Source organism: Sphingomonas sp. BL2 (assembly GCF_056680015.1).
The window spans coordinates 2,655,459-2,675,500 of sequence record NZ_CM155261.1; the positions used below are offsets into that span (position 1 = coordinate 2,655,459).

Annotated in this window: 22 protein-coding genes; 10 read left to right on the forward strand and 12 right to left on the reverse strand. The window is 65.1% G+C overall.

The genetic code is table 11. The features are described from left to right. Positions 1-125: 125 nt before the first annotated feature. From AC1ME3_RS12400 to AC1ME3_RS12415, 4 genes are all read right to left on the reverse strand, one after another. On the reverse strand, positions 126-1,403 hold the full coding sequence (locus AC1ME3_RS12400) for an efflux RND transporter periplasmic adaptor subunit (RefSeq protein ID WP_480953396.1): 1,278 nt from the start codon (positions 1,401-1,403) through the stop codon (positions 126-128). After that, the gene (locus AC1ME3_RS12405) at positions 1,400-1,798 is read right to left on the reverse strand and encodes a hypothetical protein (RefSeq protein ID WP_093400325.1); all 399 of its coding nucleotides are present in this window, start codon (positions 1,796-1,798) and stop codon (positions 1,400-1,402) included. Before AC1ME3_RS12405 ends, AC1ME3_RS12400 begins: the two co-directional genes overlap by 4 nt. Before the next feature lie 314 nt (positions 1,799-2,112). Further along, positions 2,113-2,727 carry a TetR/AcrR family transcriptional regulator gene (locus AC1ME3_RS12410; protein WP_056057716.1) on the reverse strand — a complete coding sequence of 205 codons (615 nt, stop codon included), beginning with the start codon at positions 2,725-2,727 and terminating at the stop codon, positions 2,113-2,115. Between the two features lie 64 nt (positions 2,728-2,791). Further along, positions 2,792-4,093 carry a UDP-glucose dehydrogenase family protein gene (locus AC1ME3_RS12415; protein ID WP_480953397.1) on the reverse strand — a complete coding sequence of 434 codons (1,302 nt, stop codon included), beginning with the start codon at positions 4,091-4,093 and terminating at the stop codon, positions 2,792-2,794. A 136-nt stretch (positions 4,094-4,229) separates the two neighbouring features. Here AC1ME3_RS12415 and AC1ME3_RS12420 point away from each other — a divergent pair, with 136 nt between their 5' ends. Together AC1ME3_RS12420 and AC1ME3_RS12425 are read left to right on the forward strand one after the other, a co-directional pair. Then, positions 4,230-4,754: a hypothetical protein gene (locus AC1ME3_RS12420; protein WP_480953398.1), complete on the forward strand. Its 525-nt coding sequence runs from the start codon at positions 4,230-4,232 to the stop codon at positions 4,752-4,754. A gap of 70 nt (positions 4,755-4,824) precedes the next feature. After that, a complete protein-coding gene (locus tag AC1ME3_RS12425; RefSeq protein WP_480953399.1) occupies positions 4,825-5,274 on the forward strand; it encodes a phasin family protein in 450 nt (149 codons plus the stop codon). A 118-nt stretch (positions 5,275-5,392) separates the two neighbouring features. Here AC1ME3_RS12425 and AC1ME3_RS12430 read toward each other — a convergent pair whose 3' ends face one another. Further along, on the reverse strand, positions 5,393-6,391 hold the full coding sequence (locus AC1ME3_RS12430; protein WP_480953400.1) for an inorganic phosphate transporter: 999 nt from the start codon (positions 6,389-6,391) through the stop codon (positions 5,393-5,395). Positions 6,392-6,559: 168 nt separating this feature from the next. Continuing rightward, a complete protein-coding gene (locus AC1ME3_RS12435) occupies positions 6,560-7,678 on the reverse strand; it encodes a DUF47 family protein (protein ID WP_056057730.1) in 1,119 nt (372 codons plus the stop codon). Between the two features lie 195 nt (positions 7,679-7,873). On the opposite strand from AC1ME3_RS12435, the gene AC1ME3_RS12440 reads away from it, so the two are divergent. Then, positions 7,874-8,038, forward strand: coding sequence for a hypothetical protein (locus AC1ME3_RS12440; protein ID WP_165895438.1), 165 nt, complete (start codon positions 7,874-7,876; stop codon positions 8,036-8,038). 40 nt (positions 8,039-8,078) lie between these two features. Here the strand turns inward: AC1ME3_RS12440 and AC1ME3_RS12445 are convergent, their stop codons facing one another. Beyond that, positions 8,079-9,404, reverse strand: a complete 1,326-nt coding sequence (locus tag AC1ME3_RS12445; protein ID WP_133019367.1) for an MFS transporter — start codon at positions 9,402-9,404, stop codon at positions 8,079-8,081. A 114-nt stretch (positions 9,405-9,518) separates the two neighbouring features. Here AC1ME3_RS12445 and pgsA point away from each other — a divergent pair, with 114 nt between their 5' ends. The 3 genes from pgsA to AC1ME3_RS12460 are packed head-to-tail and all read left to right on the forward strand — an operon-like array spanning position 9,519 to position 10,776. Then, positions 9,519-10,070, forward strand: coding sequence for a CDP-diacylglycerol--glycerol-3-phosphate 3-phosphatidyltransferase (gene pgsA / locus AC1ME3_RS12450; RefSeq protein WP_056489286.1), 552 nt, complete (start codon positions 9,519-9,521; stop codon positions 10,068-10,070). A gap of 2 nt (positions 10,071-10,072) precedes the next feature. Next, the gene (gene moaD / locus AC1ME3_RS12455; protein WP_480953401.1) at positions 10,073-10,330 is read left to right on the forward strand and encodes a molybdopterin converting factor subunit 1; all 258 of its coding nucleotides are present in this window, start codon (positions 10,073-10,075) and stop codon (positions 10,328-10,330) included. Beyond that, positions 10,327-10,776, forward strand: coding sequence for a molybdenum cofactor biosynthesis protein MoaE (locus tag AC1ME3_RS12460; RefSeq protein ID WP_480953402.1), 450 nt, complete (start codon positions 10,327-10,329; stop codon positions 10,774-10,776). Before moaD ends, AC1ME3_RS12460 begins: the two co-directional genes overlap by 4 nt. Before the next feature lie 109 nt (positions 10,777-10,885). Here the strand turns inward: AC1ME3_RS12460 and AC1ME3_RS12465 are convergent, their stop codons facing one another. The 3 genes from AC1ME3_RS12465 to AC1ME3_RS12475 form a co-directional block, all read right to left on the reverse strand. Beyond that, positions 10,886-11,557 (reverse strand): fasciclin domain-containing protein, encoded by a 672-nt coding sequence (locus AC1ME3_RS12465; RefSeq protein WP_480953403.1) that lies wholly within the window; start codon positions 11,555-11,557, stop codon positions 10,886-10,888. 134 nt (positions 11,558-11,691) lie between these two features. After that, a complete protein-coding gene (locus tag AC1ME3_RS12470; protein WP_167397686.1) occupies positions 11,692-12,324 on the reverse strand; it encodes a fasciclin domain-containing protein in 633 nt (210 codons plus the stop codon). Between the two features lie 235 nt (positions 12,325-12,559). After that, on the reverse strand, positions 12,560-13,462 hold the full coding sequence (locus tag AC1ME3_RS12475; protein ID WP_056057748.1) for a hydrogen peroxide-inducible genes activator: 903 nt from the start codon (positions 13,460-13,462) through the stop codon (positions 12,560-12,562). A 146-nt stretch (positions 13,463-13,608) separates the two neighbouring features. Here AC1ME3_RS12475 and AC1ME3_RS12480 point away from each other — a divergent pair, with 146 nt between their 5' ends. Together AC1ME3_RS12480 and ahpD are read left to right on the forward strand one after the other, a co-directional pair. Beyond that, entirely contained in the window at positions 13,609-14,154 is a 546-nt protein-coding gene (locus tag AC1ME3_RS12480; protein WP_055879693.1) for a peroxiredoxin, read from the forward strand. Positions 14,155-14,290: 136 nt separating this feature from the next. Beyond that, positions 14,291-14,809: an alkylhydroperoxidase, AhpD family gene (gene ahpD / locus AC1ME3_RS12485; RefSeq protein ID WP_056051403.1), complete on the forward strand. Its 519-nt coding sequence runs from the start codon at positions 14,291-14,293 to the stop codon at positions 14,807-14,809. A 115-nt stretch (positions 14,810-14,924) separates the two neighbouring features. On the opposite strand, the gene AC1ME3_RS12490 is transcribed toward ahpD, so the two are convergent. Next, on the reverse strand, positions 14,925-15,692 hold the full coding sequence (locus AC1ME3_RS12490; RefSeq protein ID WP_056052944.1) for a sulfite exporter TauE/SafE family protein: 768 nt from the start codon (positions 15,690-15,692) through the stop codon (positions 14,925-14,927). 162 nt (positions 15,693-15,854) lie between these two features. Here AC1ME3_RS12490 and epsC point away from each other — a divergent pair, with 162 nt between their 5' ends. Both epsC and AC1ME3_RS12500 read left to right on the forward strand, forming a co-directional pair. Then, entirely contained in the window at positions 15,855-16,547 is a 693-nt protein-coding gene (gene epsC, locus AC1ME3_RS12495) for a serine O-acetyltransferase EpsC (RefSeq protein WP_480953404.1), read from the forward strand. A 13-nt stretch (positions 16,548-16,560) separates the two neighbouring features. Then, entirely contained in the window at positions 16,561-16,899 is a 339-nt protein-coding gene (locus AC1ME3_RS12500) for a DUF2794 domain-containing protein (protein WP_056057761.1), read from the forward strand. 166 nt (positions 16,900-17,065) lie between these two features. On the opposite strand, the gene AC1ME3_RS12505 is transcribed toward AC1ME3_RS12500, so the two are convergent. Continuing rightward, a complete protein-coding gene (locus AC1ME3_RS12505; RefSeq protein WP_480953405.1) occupies positions 17,066-19,993 on the reverse strand; it encodes a TonB-dependent receptor plug domain-containing protein in 2,928 nt (975 codons plus the stop codon). Positions 19,994-20,042: the final 49 nt, after the last annotated feature.

Below are 20,042 nucleotides of genomic sequence, written 5' to 3' on the forward strand. Positions count from 1 at the left end.
GGCGATCCGTCCGCGCCCGCCCCGTCATCCTGACGAAAGTCAGGACCCAGGGTTACTCAGCGGGACGTCTCGAACTCTGGGTCCTGACGTTCGTCAGGATGACGGAATTGGTCGGGTAACGACGCTTACTTCGCGAGCGTGGCTTCACCCGAGATGGGCTGGACCGACGCCGGCGCACTCGTACCCGAGGCAACCATGATCCGGCCGACCTTCGGCGCAACCGTGGCACCGGGCATCGCCATCTGCGTACCCTGGATGATGATCCGGTCGTTCGGCCCGATCCCCGAGCGCACGATCCGCAACCCATCGACCACCGGGCCGAGTTCGACCGGCTTCTGGCTCACGACGTTCTTCGCATCGATCGTCAACAGAACCTTGCGCGCTTGATCGGTCTGCACCGCATCGTCGGGCACCAGCAGAGCCTGCCGCGTTCCCGCACTCGCGAGGCGCATGTTGCCGAACATGCCCGGCGTCAGGAAATACCCCGGGTTGGCAAGCACCGCGCGGCCACGGATCGTGCCCGAGCGCTGGTCGAGCCCGTTGTCGGTGAAGTCGAGCTTGCCCTTCCAGCGATGCTCGGTCTCGTCCTGCAACTGGATCTCGACCGCCGCCGGTGTCGCGCCGGGCTGCCGTGCGCGCTGCGTCTTGAGGTACAGCGCCTCGGAGCCGTCGAACGTGAAGTAGATCGGGTCGAGCGCGTTGATCGTCGTCAGAACCGTGCCGCCGGTGCGTTCGCCGCCCGCAACCTGGTTGCCCGCATCGACGCGGCGATCGGAGATGCGACCGCCGATCGGTGCGCGCACCTGCGTGAAGCCGACGTCCAAGGCGCGAGCGCGTTCGCGAGCCTGCGCCGCAGCGAGTGCGGCCTGCGCTGCTTCGAGCCGACCGCGAAGGGCGTCGACTTCGCCTGCCGAGACCGCTTCATCGGCAACCAGTCGTTGTGCGCGACCGAGGTCGGTACGGGCTAGTGACAAGGCGCTGCGTGCGCTGGCAACGTTGGCGTGCGCCTCGGCCAGAGCGGCGGCAAATGGGCGGGAGTCGATCGTGAAGAGCAACTGCCCCTTGCTGACGATCTCGCCGTCGCGGAAGTGGATGCCGGTGACTTCGCCCGCGACGCGCGGACGGATCTCGACGGTGCGGCTCGGCGCGAACCGGCCGACATAATCGTCCCACTCGCTGACCTGCCGGACGAGCGGCGAGGCGACCGTAACGGACGCCGGCGGGGGTGCCGCCATCGCCGCGTCGGGATGGTCGAACAGCTTCACGCCGACCGCACCGAGCAGCGCGATCGGGACGAGCACCATCGCGCCGCGCTGCCAAGCCGGCCGTCGGTGACGGTCCGCGGGGGGCGACGCGACGACGTCGGCGTCGTTCGCGGCCGTGATCGTGGTAAGTTGATTCACGCTGCGATGCTCCGCTTCTGCTGGATGCCGACGCGCATGCCGGTCACGCTCTCGACGAGCGTTTCGATCTGTGCCTCGGCAAAGCCGGCGGCGAGGAAGCCCTGGATCTCGGCCATCGGCAGCGCGAAACCGCGACGCCAAGCGTACACCGCCATCCGCCGCAGCGCTTCCAGCCGGGGGTCGGCGAGCCGCGACGCGGTGCTCAGGCCGAACAGGCTGCCCATCGCGCGCGACATGCGGCTCGGGCCGGACAGGCTGCGCAACGTGTCGCGCTTGGCGAGGGCGATGACGCTCCATTCCAGCGCGGAAAAGCCGGTCGGGGCAGGGGCTGCCACGGCCTGCGTGCGGCTGGTGACGGGCGAAGCGAACATGTTGTCGAGGTCGAGATAAGCCATGGGATTGTCCCCCTTTTGATCTTGGGCAAGCGCTGGCCTTCGTCGGTGTACGGTCCACCGACGTCAGCTGGTCGCAGGGCGCGCGCGGTCGTTGCCGGCACATCACCGTGCCGCGCTTGTCCGCTTGGAATTTTCGAAAATCAGGCCGAAGCCGTCTTAGGTTTGAACCGTGGTCATGGGTTGGTGTCCCCGGCTGCCCCATCCGAATTAGGAGAGAGCTTCGATACCAGTCGGTATATAAACCTGACGTTCATCTAGTCAACAAGACTTTTGTACCGGCCGGTATTTTTTCCGCCGCGCGGTAGAAACCGTGTCTATTTGGTTGGCCACATGAGCATGCTCGTCTCGACGAGCTGCTGGAGTTCGGTGCAGCTAGCACCCGAACCGGCCTGGATCGACAGCCCCTGCATGATCGCGAAGAGGTAGCGCATCAGCGCGTGCGACTCGAGACCTTCGGGGAACTCGCCCGCCGCCTTGGCCTCGTCGAACCGCTTCATAAGCGCGGCTTCGGACGACGCGCGGCGCTTGGCGACTTCGGCCTTGATCGGCTCGGCTTCGGCACTGCACGCGACGCTGCTGATGACGCTCAGGCACCCCTTGGGGTCGCAGGTGCTCATCTGCATCTGAAGCGCACCGCGGAGCAGGTTTTCCGCTACGGCACGCGCGGTCGGCGCGTCGAGCGCTGACGTCATATAGGCGAGCTTCTCGCGCTCGTAGAGGTCGAGCGCCTTGTGGAACAGCGCCTCCTTGTTACCGAACGCGGCGTACAGGCTGGGCTTGGTGATCTTCATCTCGGCGGTCAGTTCCGCCATCGATGCACCCTCGTACCCGTTGCGCCAGAACACGCGCAACGCACCCGCCAGCGCTTCGTCGAGATCGAACTCGCGGGGGCGGCCCTTGGGGGCGGTGAGCGTGCAAAGCCTATTCATACCGTTCGGTATATAGTGAGAGCGCGCAAAAGGTCCAGTGACTGGAATATGTTGCCGGGGACGCTCACCGACCGACGGCGGTGTAGGCGAACCCGGCCTGTTCGACGTCGGCGCGCTGATAGACGTTGCGCAGGTCGACCATCACCGGCCCGGCCATCACGCGCTTCAACCGCGCGAGATCGAGCGCGCGATACGCATCCCATTCGGTCACGATCACGACCGCGTCGGCACCCTCGGCTGCGTCATAGGCGTCCGCGCAATAGACGAGGTCGGGCATCATCGCCTTCGCCGGCGCCATGCCTTCGGGATCGTGCGTGCGGACCGTTACGCCGGCGTCGGCGAGTGCGGTCGCGATCGCCAGACTCGGAGCGTCGCGCATGTCGTCGGTGTTAGGCTTGAACGTGAGGCCGAGCAGCGCGACCGTCTTGCCGCGCGGATTGTCGCCGAGTGCGTGCAGGACTTTCCGGCCCATTGCGCGCTTGCGGCTGTCGTTCACCTTCACGACGGCTTCGACGATGTGGACCGGCGTGTCGTAATCCTCAGCGGTCTTGAGCAGCGCCAGCGTGTCCTTGGGGAAGCACGAGCCGCCATAGCCCGGCCCGGCGTGGAGGAATTTCTTGCCGATCCGGTTGTCGAGCCCGATCCCGCGCGACACGTCCTGCACGTCCGCGCCGACCGCTTCGCACAGGTCTGCGATCTCGTTGATGAAGGTGATCTTGGTCGCGAGGAACGCGTTCGCCGCGTATTTGATTAGCTCCGAGGTGCGGCGACCGACGAACAGGATCGGCGATTCGTTGAGGTAGAGCGGGCGATAGACGTCGCGCATGACCTGCTTGGCGCGCTCGTCCTCGGTGCCGATGACGATGCGGTCGGGGCGCTTGAAGTCGCCGATCGCGGCGCCTTCGCGGAGGAATTCGGGGTTCGAGACGACAGCGACGTCGATGTCGGGACGCTTCTCGCGCAGGATTGCCTCGACTCGGTCGCCGGTACCGACGGGGACGGTCGACTTGGTCACGACCACGGTCGGGCCCGTGACGGCGGCAGCGATCTCCTCGGTTGCGGCGAACACGTAGCTGAGGTCGGCATGGCCATCACCGCGCCGCGATGGCGTACCGACCGCGATGAAGATCGCATCGGCGTCCGCGACCGCGCTGGCGAGATCGGTGGTGAAGGTCAGCCGCCCCGCGGCGACATTGGATGCGACGAGCTGATCGAGACCGGGCTCGAAGATCGGCATGCGGCCGGCGTGCAGCGCGTCGATCTTCGCCTGGTCCTTGTCGACGCAGATCACGTCGTGCCCGAAATCCGAAAAACAGGCGCCGGACACCAGGCCGACATAGCCAGAACCGATCATCGTGATGCGCATGGACGTTCCCCGTAAAAGCCGCGCGACCTATCGTGAGTAATGCGCGTGCGTGCAAGCTGGAGAAGGCCGATCGACGTCGTTGCGCCGGCTGCCCTGGCGCTTTCGACGGTAGGCAACGCCCCACAATGCGCGCATCATGGTTCCGATAACGGAGGCGGATATGCGGACGACGATGGCAGGCTGGGCGTTGGTGGCGACTGTGATGTTTGTTTCCGCGGATAGGGTCGCTGCGCAGCAGGCGGCTGCTCCGCCGTGCCCGGCTACCCTCGCAGCCGAGTTCGCGGGATGGAGCAAGCCGGCTTCGGTCGCGCCGGGTGGGGTGCTTCCGGTCGGCTCGGTGGGTCGGCTGGCGTTGAAGCCGTCGGCAGGGGTTTCGTTCGAGGTCACGCCGACGAAGGCACCCGCAGCTGACACGTTTTCCGGCGTCGTCCGGTTCGACGTCGCGAAGGCGGGGACATACCGCGTGGCGCTCGGCGGAGCGGCGTGGATCGATGTCGTCCAGTCGGGCACGGTGCTGACGTCGACTGCGCACGCGCCTGGACCGGTCTGCTCGCCGGTCAAGAAGATGGTCGACTTCGCGTTGCCGGCAGGGCGCTATGCCTTGCAGCTATCGGGGGCGAAGACGGCCGAACTGTCCGTGTCGATCACGACGATCCGCTGACCCGAGCGGCTGCAACCAAAGCCGGGCATGCCGGTTGAAACCACGACCGATAGTGCAACACAGGAGAGAGATGGTGGCGGACGACTTCAAGCAGGCAGTCGATGACGGTGCGAATGCGAGCAAGGCGGCGACCGATCGCGCGGCGGACGCGGCCAAGGGCGCCGCGGACACGATGCGCGAGAATGCCGGGAAGGCGCGCGATGCGTTCTCGGAGAAGGTCGTCGATCCGGCGCGGCGTGCAGGCGAGGCGATGAAGGAGTCCGGCGGCAAGATCGCCGAGGGTGGCGCGACGATCGGCAAGGCGATGATCGACCAGGCCGAGCAGAATGCGCGCGAGGCCTTCGCGGCGATGCGCGAAGCGGCGAGCGCCAGCGACCTGACCCAGGTGATGAAGATCCAGGGCGATTATCTGCGCGAGCAGAGCCAGCGGAGCATGAGCCAGGCGCGCGAGATCGGGGAGCTGATCATGAAGTTCGGCAAGGATGCGGTCGCACCGTTGCAGGGCGGCGGGATCAAGTAGGCCGACCGGCCGATACGCCGCTCTCCGTTTCGGGTGGAGCGGCGTACGGACGAGCAAGAACGCCGCCGCTCCGATATTATGACGGAGCGGCGGCGGACCAGCCTCAACTATTTCCGGCTTAAACGAACAGTCCGACGAGCCAGTACGTCCCGGCGCCGATCAGCCCCGCGGCGGGAAGCGTCAGCGTCCAGGCCACGACGATGTTGCTGGCGACGTTCCAGCGGACCGCGGAAAGGCGGCGAGCCGCGCCGACGCCGACGATCGAGCCGGTGATGGTGTGAGTCGACGATACGGGAATGCCCCAGAACGTCGCGGCGAACAGCGTGATCGCGCCGCCGGTCTCCGCGCAGAAGCCTTGTGCGGGGGTAAGGCGCGTGATCTTCGAGCCCATCGTGTGGACGATCCGCCAGCCGCCGGACAGCGTGCCGAGTGCCATTGCCGCTTGGCAGGACAGCACGACCCAGAGCGGCACGTGGAATTCGCCTCCGAGCATGCCTTGCGAATACAGCAAGACGGCGATGATCCCCATCGTCTTCTGCGCGTCGTTGCCGCCGTGGCCGAGCGAATAGAGCGCGGCGGAGATCAACTGGAGTTTGCGGAAGCGCTTGTCGACGCCGAGCGGGGTGAGCTTCAGGCTCGTCCACGCGACGATCAGCACGAGAACGAGCGCGAGCATCAGGCCGATCGCGGGCGAGGCGAAGATCGCGAGGACGGTGGCGATGACGCCTTTCCAGACGATCGCGCCGAAGCCGACCTTGGCGATGCCGGCCCCCAGGAGCCCGCCGATCAGCGCGTGGCTGCTGCTCGATGGGATGCCGAGCACCCAGGTGATGACGTTCCACGCGATCGCGCCCATCAGCGCGGCGAAGATCACCTGCGCGTCGATGACGTGCGCCTGAACGATGCCGGTGCCGACGGTCTGCGCGACGTGGAGACCGAAGACGGCGAACGCGATGAAGTTGAAGAACGCGGCCCAGAGGACGGCGTATTGGGGCTTCAGCACGCGCGTGGAGACGACGGTGGCGATCGAGTTCGCCGCGTCGTGGAGGCCGTTCAGGAAGTCGAACAGCAGCGCTATGCCGATGAGGCCGATGAGAAGCGGGAGGGAGAGGATCATGCGGTTGCCGCCCTATCCGCTACCGCTTCACCCCCCCGGCGAAGGCCGGGGTCCAATTGGAAAGGTTGCAGCAACGGAACGCCGCCCTTCGTTATTGCCGTCCCCCAATTAGGCCCCGGCCTTCGCCGGGGGGGAGCTGTGCGAGAGGACGCGGACTCAAGCGACACATCAAGCATGGTCGATGACCAGCCCCTGGATCTCGTTCGCGACGTCCTCGAAGCGGTCGACGATCTTTTCCAGGCTGCTGTAGATCTCGCGGTTGATGATGAACGTCATCGGGTCCGCACTGATCTTCGACGCCTGGAACAGCGCGCGCAGGCCCGTGTCGTGGATGTCGTCGGCATGACCCTCGATCTGGATCAGCCGTGCGGTCAGATCGTGCAACCGGCCTGCGTTGGTGCCGAGCGACCGCAGCAGCGGGATCGCCTCCGCGGTGATCCGAGCCGCCTCCACGATGATGCCGGCCATGTCGCGCATCTGCGGCGAGAATTCGGTGACCTCGTACAGCGCGATCGCGTTGGCCGTGCCGTTCATCTGGTCGATCGCGTCGTCCATCACGCCGATCAGGTCGGTGATCGCGCTGCGGTCGAACGGGGTCACGAACACACGGCGGACGTCCTGCAACACCTCCCGCGTGATATCGTCGGCCTCGTGCTCGCGCTTGACGATCTCGGCGATCTGACCCTCGATCGAGCCTTCGCCGTGGAGCAGCCGTGCGAGCGCATCGGCACCGGCGACCAGGGTCGCGGCATGCGCGTCGAACAGTTCGAAGAACCGTCCCTGCTTCGGCATCAGCGACTGGAACCAGCCCAGCATCGGAATTCTCCTTTTCGCACTCGTGCGCACGACGGGTAAGATACGTTGCGCGAGCGACGCCGGGATCGGCGGCTCACGGAAAGCAGCGATCAGCGCCTTCAGGCCGGGCTCATTGACAGCCTCCGCCGCGCGATCAAGCGTAAACCAGCGCGTGTCGCGTTGATGACGCTCGGGCCAGTCCTCCACCTGCTCGACGAATGCGAGCGGAAACACGGTGACGATCATGTCGCGGTAGCGGCCCGTGCGACGGCGTTTGCGGTACGCGAACTGTCCGACCGGAGACGGGCAGGGGATGCCGCGGATGCCGGCTTCTTCGTACGCCTCCTGCGCGGCGGCCTCGTGGCTGGCGAGCCCGACGATCGGATTGCCCTTGGGGATTACCCAGCGGCCGGTATCGCGCGAGGTGATCAGCATCACGCGCGCATGCCCGGCTTCGTCGATCACATAGGGAAGTGCGCCGATCTGCTCGATGGTCCGGGTCCTTGCACCCGCAGAATCGCGGGGAAAGTCGGGAGCTTATACCCGGTTTTTACGCAAGGATAGCGGCGCAGCGGAGAGTTTCCGGACCGTCGCCGCGGGTCCATTTCTGTCCCATTGCCGGACGCCGCCACCTTAACCACCTTTGTCACTGGTCGAATTGGTAAACGCGACGTTAACGTTTCTATCATGACCAGACGCCTAGTCCTCACCAACGAAGCCGCCCGCCACCCGCTGCGCCGTTCGCTGCCGCCACCTGTCATCGCGAGCGCTAGGAACGACGATCAGGACGTGAAGCTTTTCCTGCTCAGCTTCGCCGCGTTCTTTACGTGCTTCTACAGCTTCATTTTCTGAGAGAGCCCAGCGTAATCCTCCCCTTAGCGGGGAAGGATACTTAACCTCGAAGTGTCGGCAAACAGCCGATCGCGTCGTCGTCGCAGGCCCGGTGCAGCTTTTGCGCGAGCCACGCCGAGACCAAGCACATCGCCGCCACGAGGAACAGCATGTCCTCGGGCGTCACGCCCATCGCAGTGATGCCGATCACCAAGATCGAGCCGATCGTCATCGCGCCCGAGTTGACGACGTTGTTCGCCGCCACGGTGCGCGCGGTCTGGTCCTTCTCGACGGTGGTCGTCAGGAACGCATAGAGCGGCACGACGAACATCCCGCCGGTGATCGCGATCGCCAACAGCGTCGCCAGCACGGGGATCGCACCCGGCTGATGGATGAACCCCGCCCAGTCGTAATAATGTCCCGGAGCCGCGGGCGTCCAGTTCCGCGCGAGGAACGAGAACAGCACGACGAAGCCGCCCATCGCGATCACCGACGCGGGCGAGAACTTCGCAGAAATCCGCCCGCGCAGCATCGAGTTGATCACGACGGAACCGATCGCGACTCCGACCGAGAACACCGCGATCACGAAGCTCGCGACTCGCTCGTCGGCGGTAAGCACGTTCTTCACCAGCGGCGGAAAGACGATGATCAGCACCGCGCCGATCGTCCAGAAGAAGCTGATAGCGACGATTGCGAGGAAGAGGCGTGGGATGTGGAGCGTCGCGCTGATCAATCGCCATGACGCGGTGAACGGGTTATAGTCGAGCTTGAGCGGCGGGCCTTCGCGCGGTGCAGGGGGCACCTGGCGGCCGGAGAACCAGCCGATCACCGCGACGATCAAGACGCTGGCGGCAGCGCCCTCGATCGGGATCCAGCCTGCCGTCACCGTGCCGAGCAGGATCGCGAGATACGTCCCGGCTTCCACGAGGCCCGTGCCGCCGAGTACGTCGCACGGTTTCAGATGCTGTGGCAGGATCGCGTATTTGATCGGCCCGAAGAACGTCGAGTGCACGCCGAGGCACAGCACCGCGCCGAGCATCAGCCCGATCCCCAGCGACGGATGTCCTGCGCGTGCGACCATCAGGCCGGTCGCGCCGAGCAGCATGATGCCGATCTCGACGGTCTTCACGATCCGGATGATCCGCGCCTTGTCTTCGCTGTCCGCCAATTGCCCGGCGAGCGCGGACAGCAGGAAGAACGGCAGGATGCCGAGTCCCGTCGCCAGCGCGTTGAAATTGGCCTCCATCTTCGGATCGTTGAAGACGGCATAGGTCGCGAACAGGACCATCGAGGTCTTGAACAAATTATCGTTGAACGCGCCGAGAAACTGCGTGGTGAACAGGGGCAGGAAGCGACGTTGCTTCAGCAACCCGAGGGCATTGAGCATGACGGGAAATAGCCCTGATCGTTGCGGTAATGTGTCGAACCCTTAGCCGAGCGTCATCCGCACGCCAACGTTAAACCGGTTTCGCCCTGCGACCGACCGGTATAGGGGTGGTGGGTGCTGAGCTTGCCTAACCTCCTGACATTGTCGCGGATCGTCGCGGTGCCCCTGCTGGTCTGGTTCCTGTGGTGGCCCGACTGGGAGGCGGGGTACGGCATCGCCTTCGTGCTGTACTGCCTGATGGGCATCACCGATTATTTCGACGGATATCTCGCGCGGTCGAGCGGCGCGGTGTCGCGATTGGGAATTTTCCTCGATCCGATCGCGGACAAGATCATGGTCGCCGCGGTGATCCTGATCCTGGTCGGCACGCGCGATATCGCCGGCATCCACGTTATCGCGGCGCTGGTCATCCTGTTACGTGAGATTGCCGTGTCGGGCCTGCGCGAGTTCCTGGCGCAGGTGCAGGTTTCGGTGCCGGTATCGCAGCTCGCCAAGTGGAAGACGACGCTGCAGCTCGTATCGCTCGGCGGGATCATCCTTGGCGGTTCCGTGCCCGAGATGGTCTGGGTGCACACCGTCGGCATCGTCGCGCTGTGGGGCGCGGCCGTCCTTACGTTGCTGACTGGGTGGGATTATCTCCGAGTCGGCCTGAAGCACATGGACTGAAAATGACGATACGGATGGTGTATTTCGCCTGGGTGCGCGAGCGCGTCGGCACCGGCGAGGAGTCGGTCGAACCGCCGGCGACCGTCGTGACGGTGGCGGATCTGGTCGACTGGCTGGCGGAAACGAGTTCCGGACACGCCGAAGCGTTCGAGAACCGTTCGCGGTTACGTGCTGCGGTCGATCAGGATTTCGTACCGCTCGATACGCCGATCGGTCGCGCGCAGGAGATCGCGATCTTCCCACCGGTGACCGGCGGATGATCCATATCTCGGTCCAGCAGTCGCCGATCGATATCGCCGCGGAGATGACGCGCGCGGAAGCGGCAGGGGCGGGTGCGGTGGCGACGTTCACTGGGCTGGTGCGTGCTGACGACGGTGTGGGGACGCTCGAGCTCGAACATTATCCTGGTGCGACCGAGGCGGCGTTGCTCAAGGTTGCGGAGGGTGCGATCGAGCGTTGGTCGCTGAGTGCGGCGATCATCGTGCACCGCGTCGGACCGATGCATCCGGGGGAGCGGATCGTGTTCGTCGCGGCAACAGCGGCGCATCGCGGCGCGGCGCTGGAGGCCTGCGCGTATCTGATCGATCGGTTGAAGACCGACGCGCCGTTCTGGAAGCGTGAAACGCGTGGGGTCGAAGCGAGCTGGGTCGAAGCACGTGATGGCGACCACGCGGCCGCGGCACGCTGGGATATGTCGAAGGGTTAAACTAGAGCTTGTTCTCCCGCGAGGGCGGGAGCCCAGACTGGGTCGCCGCCTTCGAGGGGAAACAAGAAACGGGCCGCAAACCCATTCGAGATCGCGGCCCGCAGTCGCATCAGCCGAGCTTCGGAACGCTCATGCCGTTCGTGAGATGAACGACGCCGTTCGTTTCCTTGATGTCAGCCGTATCGACGTACGACTTGATACCGGCCGTGTCGGTCAACTCGATGTTTCCGTTCGGCCCGAGTCCTGCGATCAACGGCTGGCCTGCCAGCGTCGTCAACGTCGCCTTGCCGCCACCGGCCGTAATCTGCGCCTTCAACTGGTCCGCGGTCAGTGCACCGGCAACGACGTGATACTTGATGATCGTCGCCAGCGTTGGGGCCGACTCAGGCTTCAGCAGCGTGTCGAGCGCACCGGCGGGCAGGCGCGTGAAGGCTTCGTCGCTCGGTGCGAACAGCGTGTACGGGCCAGGGCCTGCGAGCGTCGTCTGCAACTTCGCGGCGGTCACCAGCTTTGCCAGCGTCGCGCGGTTCGGCAGCGTCGGCAGTGCAGCGGCGATCGTTGTCGTTGCCGCCGCAGTCGGCGCGACAGGCGCGCCGGGCTGTTGCGTAGCAACCGCGGTGCCGGGTGCCGCCGGAGTGGACGGCGTCGCTGGCATCGCCGTCTGCGGTGCGGTCGGTGCAGCAGTCCGCGGCGCGGTTGGCGCTGCCGTCTGGGCAGTCGCGCCGGTGGCAATAAACAGGCTCGTTGCCGCAGCAATCATAAGGTGGGTCTTAACAGTCATCTGCAACTCCAGAGATTGTGATTGGGACGAATGAAACTCGAACAATGGAATTTGGGGATAGAGGCGGCGATCTCAACTATTCCACCGACAGGCCGTAGCATCGATACGATGAACCGAGCCTGTCTAAACCGTATTTAACTCAGTTTAGGGACGATCACGCCATTGACGACGTGAACGACGCCGTTCGACTGGCGGACATCTGCGGTCTCGACGTAACTCTTGTTACCGTTGACGTCGGTCAACGCGATGACTGCGCCCACCATCGTCGCGGTGATCGGGTCGCCCTCGACCGTGGTCAACGTCGCGGTACCGCCACCGGCGGCGATGCGCTGGCGCAGATCGTCGGCAGTGATGACGCCCGGCACGACGTGATACGTCAGCACCTTGGTCAGCGAGGCCTTGTTCTCGGGCTTCAGCAACGTGTCGACCATGCCCGGCGCGAGCCGTCCGAACGCATCGTTGGTCGGGGCGAATACGGTGAAGGGGCCGGGGCCGGACAGCGTGCCGACCAAGTCCGCGGCCTTTACCGCGGCAACGAGGGTTGACAGGTTTGGTGCGGCCGATGCGTTGTCGACGATCGTCCGCGTCGCCATCATCGGCACACCGCCGACGGTCGGATTGGCGACTGCGGGCGGCCCGTTCGGTACCGCCAGTGCAGGATTGGCGGGCGTCGTCGAGGCGCTGGCCACGTCGTCCTTGGATTTGCCGCTGCACGCGGCGAGTGCCAGCGCGCTGGTCATCAGCAGCAGTGGAAGCGTCTTCGACATCGTTCGATCTCCAGCGGGAACTGGGAAACATACGATCGAAGGCCGAGTTGGTTGCGCAAGCGTGTCGATCTCGGGATGGGGTGAAGACCGAGCGCGCCCAGTTCGCAACGGTCTCCCATCCCTGAAAGGGAGGGGCGGGGGGTGGGTCGGCTTGCGCATCTTGGACCGTCAGCAACACAAGCTGGCGACCCACCCCCAACCCCTCCCTTTCAGGGATGGGGGCAGAAATGCGACCTTACTGAACGTCCGCCAGTGCCTTTGCCATCAACCGGAAGTCCTTCTCGCGCGGACTGGCGCGGCGCCAGACGAGCGCGATCCGCCGCACCGCATTCTTCTCGTCGAGCGGCCTCGCGGTGATATTGGTGTTGTCGAGGATCCCCGCCTTCAGCGCCATTTCCGGCAGCATCGTGATGCCGAGCCCGTTATCGACCATCTGCACGATCGTGTGCAGCGACGTCCCCAGCATCGTCGCCTCCGCGCGCAATTCCGGCCGGTTGCACGCGCCGAGCGCATGATCCTTCAGGCAATGCCCGTCCTCAAGCAGCAACAACCGGGTCTCGTCGATCGCCGACGCCGGGATCGCGGGAAGCGCGGTCGGCTCTTCGCCAGATGGATAAGCGACGAACAGCCGATCCTCGAACAAGGTCTCCGACGTCACCTCGCCGCACGCATAGGGGAGGGCCAGCAGCACGCAATCGGTGCGGCCGTTGTGCAACCCCTCGCATGCCGGACCGCTCGGCTCCTCGCGGAGGAAAAGCTTTAAGTCCGGATAGTCCTTCCGCAGCCGTGGCAGGATCCTCGGCAGCATGAACGGCGCGATCGTCGGGATGACGCTCATCCGCATGTCGCCCGACAGCGGCTGGCCGGCGGCGCGCGCCATGTCGCCCAGTTCCTCCGCCTCGCGCAGCACGCGCCGCGCCTTGTCGGCGATCCCGTCGCCCAGCGGGGTGAACCGCACGACTCGCCGGGTGCGCTCGACCAGCACCACGCCGATCAGCGTTTCGAGCTCGCGCAGGCCCGCCGACAGCGTCGATTGCGTGACGAAACACGCCTCAGCGGCGCGTCCGAAATGGCCGTGGTCCTTCAGCGCAACAAGATACTGTAACTGTTTCAACGTGGGTAGGTAGGTCGCAGCCATTAATCGCCTCTATCGATCATCAGATGATAAATAGAGCGTTGGATCGATTACACCAGCCCCTATACCGCATTGCACAACGACCGAGCGGGCCAACCGCCGCGCTTGAGGATGCCTGGAGCCAAGTTTATTTCCAGGAGGCTTCCATCATGTTGACCATCGGCGACCAGTTCCCATCGATGACCATTCCCGTCCAGCAGGGCACCGCAGCGCTGCCCGCCGGCGAGACGCTCGACCTGACGACGGCATATCCCGGCAAGTGGAAGGTGCTGTTCTACTGGCCGAAGGACTTCACGTTCGTGTGCCCGACCGAGATCGTCGGCTACAGCGACATCCGCGGCGATTTCGAGGACCGCGACGCGGTGCTGATCGGCGCGTCGACCGATACCGCGCACGTTCACCTCGCCTGGCGCAAGTCGGATGCGGACCTTGCCGCCGCGGACTTCCCGTGGCTCGCGGATAACGGCGCCAAGCTCGCCGACGCGCTGGGTATCGTCGACAAGAACGAGCATGTCGCATTCCGTGCGACCTTCATCATCGATCCGGACAACGTCATCCAGGCGGTCCAGGTCAACGGCCTGAACGTAGGCCGCAACCCCGCCGAGACGCTCCGCGTGCTCGACGCGCTACAGACCGACGAGCTCTGCCCGTGCAACTGGAACAAGGGCGACGACGTCCTCCAGCTCGCTGCGTAAGTAATCTTCTTTCCCCTTCCCGCTTGCGGGAGGGGGCAGGGGGTGGGCCCGCGCGCTCCCCGAACGCATCCGTTCATGGTGAGCGCGGGCCCACCCCTCAATCCCCTCCCGCAGGCGGGAGGGGAGGAAGAAGATCATGTCGCTCAAGGAATTCGCAGGGCAACTGCCCGACTACGCCAAGGACATCCGTCTCAACGTCGGCTCGCTGCTGAACGAGACGCATCTCACCGATCAGCGCAAATACGGCCTGCTGCTCACCTGCGCACACGGCTCGGGCTACAAGCCGCTGGTCGAAGCCGCCGAGGCCGAATGCGCGCCGAAGCTCTCGCCCGAGGCCGCAAACGCAGCGCGTGCGGCGGCTGCGGTGATGGCGATGAACAACGTCTATTACCGGTTCACGCACCTCGCCGGGAACCAGGAATACCGCAACATGCCCGCCAAGCTGCGCATGAACGTGATCGGCCAGCCCGGCATCGACAAGGTCGATTTCGAGCTGTTCAGCCTAGCCGTGTCGGCGATGAACGGCTGCGGCATGTGCATCGACAGCCATGAGCAGATTTTGAAGAAGGCCGGCGTTACTGCGGAAGCGATCCAGACGTCGGTCCGGATCGGCGCGGTGATGGCCGCGGTTGCGACCGTCCACGCCACGCTGTGACCTTCTGTTCCCATCCCACTTGTGGGAGGGGTTAGGGGAGGGGCTGGCCTCAAGTACGGCGTCGTATTTGGCACGCCCTCCCCCGACCCCTCCCGCAAGCGGGAGGGGAGTTCGGTCAGTGCCAGATCGCGCGGTAGAGTCCGAACAAACTCGTGATCGTCAGGATCACGCCGACCAGCACCATCAGCGTCTTCGCTGGCACGCGCTTAGCCAGCATCGCGCCGAACGGTGCCGCCAGCACCCCGCCGATCAACAGCCCCACTGTCGCCTGCGTGAACGCCGCCCAGCCCAGCTGCGTGATGAACGTCGCCGAGATCGTCGCGGTCAGGAAGAACTCGGCGGTATTCACCGTCCCGATCGTGGTGCGCGGCGATGCCCCCTGGACCAGCAGGTTCGACGTCACCACCGGCCCCCAGCCGCCACCGCCCGCCGCGTCGAGGAACCCGCCGACCAGCCCGAGCGGCTCGACGATCTTCGGCTCCTTCTGCTTCGGCGGATAGCGAAGCCCGCGGTACAGCAGGTACACGCCGATCGACGTCAGATACGCGAGGATGAACGGTTTCGCCGTGCTCGCATCGATGTTCGACAGCACGTACGCGCCCAGCACGCCGCCGATCACGCCCGGGATCATCAGCCGCAGGAACAGCGTCCAGTTGACGTTCTTGTGCAGCACATGGCTGATCCCCGACACCGCGGTGGTGAAGGTCTCGACGGTATGCACGCCCGCCGACGCCGCGGCCGGTGGCACGCCGACCCACAGCAGCAACGTGTTCGAAATCACCCCGAACGCCATCCCCAGCGCGCCATCGACGATCTGCGCGGCGAACCCGACCAGGATGAACGGCAACAGCGTCTCGAAGCTCAAGGTCGTCAGGTCGAACATCGGCATCCCCTCAATATCGCGCGCAGAGTGCAACGCGCGGGCTTATCCCACAACAAAGATAGGCTTTACCCCGATCCCGATGCGTTGAAGCAGCCCTTGCGTGCGGTTCTGGAAATCGGTCGTTCGATACCCTAGATACGGAAATCGCGAAGGGGACTGCGGATGTCGAGCGGATTACTGGCCTATCTGGATTCGATCCGCGCCCGCGATCCCGCCCCGCATTCGCGCGCCGAAATCATGCTGTACCCCGGCGTCTGGGCGCTCGGCTATCACCGCATCGCGCACCGCCTGTACAAGGCTAAGCTCTATTTCCTGGCGCGCTGCGTAAATCACTGGTCTCGGTTCACGACCGCGATAGACATCCACCCGGGCGCGACGATCGGTCGTAATTTCTTTATCGACCACGGCTTCGTCGTGATCGGCGAGACCGCGGAGATCGGCGACGACGTCACGATCTACCAGTGCGTCACGCTCGGCGGCACCAGCCCCGACAACGGCGTGCAGGGCAAGCGCCACCCGACCATCTCCGACGGCGCGATCATCGGCTCGGGCGCGCAGGTGCTGGGTCCAATCACGCTCGGCAAGCGCTCGCGGGTCGGCGCCAACGCAGTCGTCACGCGCGACGTCCCGGCGGGCACGACGGTGGTCGGCATTCCGGCCCGCGCGACGACGATCGAGGGCGGCAACGCACCCGAGGTGCCGCGCTTCGTGCCCTACGGTACGCCGTGCAGCGAGATGTTCGATCCCGCCACGCAGAAGATGGAGATCATGCGCTGCGAGCTGGAGACGATGCGCAAGCGGCTCGACGCGCTGCTCGCCGACGAGCATTCAGAGGACCGCCGCGACCGCGCATGATGGTGAGTAACTGATGGGCGTCGTACCTTTTCCCACACCGTCCAAGGCGACGCAGGTCGGCTTCGAACGCCTCGAACTGAACCGGATCCTGGATCTTTACGGCCGGATGGTCGCGGCGGGCCACTGGCGCGACTACGCGATCGACCTCGGCAAGGACGCGGCGGTCTTCGCCGCCTTCCGCCGTGCTGCCGAACGGCCTGAATTCCGGATCGAGAAGCGCCCGGCACTGCGCAACAAGCAGGGGATGTGGGCGCTGATCGGCGAGGGCGGCGCGGTGGTGAAGCGCGGGCATGAGCTGGGGCCGGTGCTGGCGCCAGTCGAGCGGCGGTTCATGAAACTGGTCGAAGACTAAGCAAACGCAACGATCCTCCCCCGCCAGGGGGAGGTGGCTGGCTCTTGCCAGACGGAGGGGGAGGACGCGATAACCTCTGCTCCGTGTCCTCCCCCTCCGTCACCTTCGGCGACACCTCCCCCTTGCGGGGGAGGATTATTCGGCACGCTGTCAGCGTACCGTCAGATCAAAGCCCCCACGACAGTCGGATATACCCGAACTGCCCCGGGACGTCATACGTGCTCGGGTCGTAGTTCGGTCCGGTGCAGCTGTAGCAGGCCGGCGGGTCTTGGTTGAACACGTTGTTCACGCCGATCGTCAGCCCCAGCCGGTTTTCCAGCCAGCCCGGCGACAGCGTAACCTGCACGTCGCCGTAGAAGGTGTTGTCGAGTGTCTTCCCGTCCGCTTCCTTCACGCTCTTGATGTATCGGCCGGTGAACGAGGCGCGCGCCATGCCGATGTCCCAGTCGACGACCGCATTGCCCTTGAACTTCGGATAGGACTGCTCGGGCGACCCACGCGTCGTGCCCTGGTAGTTGGTGGTGGTGAAGCCGACCGTCGCGGGGAAGCTCTCCGCGTATTTCAGCAGGATGTTGCCGTTGAGCGAAAGCCCGAACGTCCCCGCTGAGGTCTGCGGCGAGCGATAGACCGCGGTCACGTCGACGCCGCGGGTGCGGATACCGCCGATGTTCTGCAACTGCGCGTTGATCCGCGAGATGATCCCATTGGGCGTGCGGGAGATCGCCGCGCAACTGAGGGCGTCCGCCGCCTGCGAACAGCGGCTGAGCGTCAGCGTCGCGTCGGTCGCCGCGATCGCGTCGTCGACCTTGATGTCGTAATAATTGCCTTCGATGCTCAGCTGGCTGGCGATCCCGCTGGTCCGTGCCCAGCTCGGCGCATACACTGCCCCGAACAACCAAGTGCGCGACGTCTCGGGCTTCAACGCCTCATTACCGCCGGTCAGCACGCTCAGCTGTCCGCCATTTGGTTCCTGGTAGCTGCCGTTCGCGGGCACGCCGTTGGCGATGCAGTTGGCGCGGACGGTCGCGGACGACTGGAACGGCGATCCGGCGACGTTGGTGCAGGGATCGTCGATCGCGGCGTCGGACCGCGATGCCGCGCCGAACAATTCGCCAATGCTCGGTGCGCGGAAGCCCTGTGCATAGGACGCGCGCAACAGCAGGTCGCTGAACGGCTTCCACAGGCCGCTCCCGGTATAGGTCGTGTTGCTGCCGCTGATCGAATAATTCGAATGCCGCACCGCGCCGCCAATCTCGAGCGACTGGATGAGCGGCGTGTTGTGGATCAGCGGTACCCGCAGCTCGGCATAGACTTCGTCCGAGTTGAAATGCCCACGCGCCGGTTGCGCCGGGATATCCGCGCCGAGCCCGGCGGTGATCAGCGGATCGGGCGTGAAGCTGCCATATTGGACGCGGTGCTCATAGCCCGCTGCGAGACCCACGGCGCCGGCGGGAAGGTCGAACAGGTCGCCCGAGATATTGGCGGTATAGTCCTCCAGGCTCTGCGAACTGCGCGCACGCTCGTCGAATGCGATGAAGCCGAGCATCGCCGGCGTAACCGATCCTGCGCCACCAAAGATGTTGAACGGTACGCATGCCCCGGTGCAGTTGGCGACCGGGCCCAGTGCCTGAGCCAGATTGGCCGCGTTGATGTTGCCGGTGAACAACTGCTTGGCATCGTTGAAGCCGAGGACCGCGTTGACGTCCCAGTAGAATTTGTGGCCGCCGACGTTGAACGAGCCGTCCAGCGTCGCGGTCGCCGACATCGTGTCGACGGTCTGCGAATAGGTCCGCTGGCCAGCCTCGACCAGGCGACGACGCACCGTCGAATAGTTCGCCGGACCATTGCCCGCGCCGCCCGCCGACAGCGTGTAGCCGAACGGGTTATACGGGTTGGTGGCATCGACCGAGATCGTGTCGAGCAGGTTGCCGTTGCCCGCATCCGGCCCGATCACCAGCGGCAGGAACGCCGCCTGGTTCTGCGAATTGCGCCGCGTGTAGTTCATCTTCACGCGCAGGTTCACGTTGTCGGTGAGTTCCTGCTTGGCGCTGACGAAGAAGCCGTAGCGCTCAGACGGGGTCAGGAAATAGTTGAACGGCGAGAAGTTGAAGCGGTCGGCGGAGGTGAACTCCTTGAAATCGCTGTTCGGGCCGGTCGGGTTTGCGGCGTCGTACCGTGGCCGCCCGAGGATAGGCGCCGACTTCAGCGTCAGGTTCCGGCCACCGACCTGGAAGAATCCGTTGGGGGTAGCGCCCGAACAGCCACCGATGTCGTCCGAGCAACTTGTCTGGCCGGGGTTGGGAAACTGCGAGATCCTGCGATCGCGCGTGCTGACCGACTCCTGCTTTACGTAGCTGCCGCCGAACACCACGCTCGTGCGCGGCGCCTGGATGCCATAGCTGACGTTATAGTCCTGCGTATGGCCGTCGCCCTGCCGGAACGTGCCGAACTGCGCGGAGGCCTTGAGGCCCTTCTGCTTCAATTTGGTGATGACGTTGACGACGCCGGCCAGCGCGTCCGATCCGTAGAGCGGCGACTGGCCCGACTGGAGGATTTCGATCCGCTCGATCGAGCCGACCTGGATCGTGTTGAGATCGACCGTCGAGGGAATGCCGCTCGCCGATGCGCCGTTGACGAAGCGAAGCCCGTCGACCAGCACCAGCGTCCGCTTGGCCGTCAGATAACGCAGGTCGATCTCGGCCGACCCTGCGCCAACGCCGCCACCGTCGGGCGGATTGCCGATGTTACCCGAATTGTTGACCTTCGAATTAAGCCCGCCGGCCGCGCTCGGCAGCCGCTGGAGGACGTCGGCGACCGACGAAAGCCCGGTGCGCTGGATCGACTGCGCATCGACCGTGACGACGGGTGAGGGCTGGTCGAGTGGACTGCGGCGGATGCGCGATCCGGTCACGACGATCTCATCTCCGCTAGCCTGGTCTACGGATGGATCGGCGGCCTGCACGCCCTCGGCGGCCGGTGTCGTCACCGCTTGTGCGAAGGCCGGCATCGCTGCGAGCATCGCCACCAATGCCAACCCGCTGGCGCCGGCATATTTGCTCGCGCCCGTGAACGTCTTGAACCCACGCTTCAACATTTTTCCCCTTGTCCGCGCCCCAGCAAACATCCGCTCTCTTATCTTATGT

Excerpts from the sequence above, each read along its gene's own strand:
- AC1ME3_RS12465 (WP_480953403.1), bottom strand. The coding sequence starts at position 11,557 with ATGACTGTTAAGACCCACCTTATGATTGCTGCGGCAACGAGCCTGTTT.
- AC1ME3_RS12420 (WP_480953398.1), top strand. The coding sequence starts at position 4,230 with ATGGTTCCGATAACGGAGGCGGATATGCGGACGACGATGGCAGGCTGG.
- AC1ME3_RS12415 (WP_480953397.1), bottom strand. The coding sequence starts at position 4,093 with ATGCGCATCACGATGATCGGTTCTGGCTATGTCGGCCTGGTGTCCGGC.
- AC1ME3_RS12475 (WP_056057748.1), bottom strand. The coding sequence starts at position 13,462 with ATGGCTGCGACCTACCTACCCACGTTGAAACAGTTACAGTATCTTGTT.
- AC1ME3_RS12470 (WP_167397686.1), bottom strand. The coding sequence starts at position 12,324 with ATGTCGAAGACGCTTCCACTGCTGCTGATGACCAGCGCGCTGGCACTC.
- AC1ME3_RS12500 (WP_056057761.1), top strand. The coding sequence starts at position 16,561 with ATGGGCGTCGTACCTTTTCCCACACCGTCCAAGGCGACGCAGGTCGGC.
- AC1ME3_RS12430 (WP_480953400.1), bottom strand. The coding sequence starts at position 6,391 with ATGATCCTCTCCCTCCCGCTTCTCATCGGCCTCATCGGCATAGCGCTG.
- ahpD (WP_056051403.1), top strand. The coding sequence starts at position 14,291 with ATGTCGCTCAAGGAATTCGCAGGGCAACTGCCCGACTACGCCAAGGAC.
- AC1ME3_RS12505 (WP_480953405.1), bottom strand. The coding sequence starts at position 19,993 with ATGTTGAAGCGTGGGTTCAAGACGTTCACGGGCGCGAGCAAATATGCC.
- AC1ME3_RS12440 (WP_165895438.1), top strand. The coding sequence starts at position 7,874 with ATGACCAGACGCCTAGTCCTCACCAACGAAGCCGCCCGCCACCCGCTG.
- AC1ME3_RS12460 (WP_480953402.1), top strand. The coding sequence starts at position 10,327 with ATGATCCATATCTCGGTCCAGCAGTCGCCGATCGATATCGCCGCGGAG.
- AC1ME3_RS12425 (WP_480953399.1), top strand. The coding sequence starts at position 4,825 with ATGGTGGCGGACGACTTCAAGCAGGCAGTCGATGACGGTGCGAATGCG.
- AC1ME3_RS12490 (WP_056052944.1), bottom strand. The coding sequence starts at position 15,692 with ATGTTCGACCTGACGACCTTGAGCTTCGAGACGCTGTTGCCGTTCATC.
- AC1ME3_RS12405 (WP_093400325.1), bottom strand. The coding sequence starts at position 1,798 with ATGGCTTATCTCGACCTCGACAACATGTTCGCTTCGCCCGTCACCAGC.
- AC1ME3_RS12445 (WP_133019367.1), bottom strand. The coding sequence starts at position 9,404 with ATGCTCAATGCCCTCGGGTTGCTGAAGCAACGTCGCTTCCTGCCCCTG.
- epsC (WP_480953404.1), top strand. The coding sequence starts at position 15,855 with ATGTCGAGCGGATTACTGGCCTATCTGGATTCGATCCGCGCCCGCGAT.
- AC1ME3_RS12480 (WP_055879693.1), top strand. The coding sequence starts at position 13,609 with ATGTTGACCATCGGCGACCAGTTCCCATCGATGACCATTCCCGTCCAG.
- moaD (WP_480953401.1), top strand. The coding sequence starts at position 10,073 with ATGACGATACGGATGGTGTATTTCGCCTGGGTGCGCGAGCGCGTCGGC.
- AC1ME3_RS12410 (WP_056057716.1), bottom strand. The coding sequence starts at position 2,727 with ATGAATAGGCTTTGCACGCTCACCGCCCCCAAGGGCCGCCCCCGCGAG.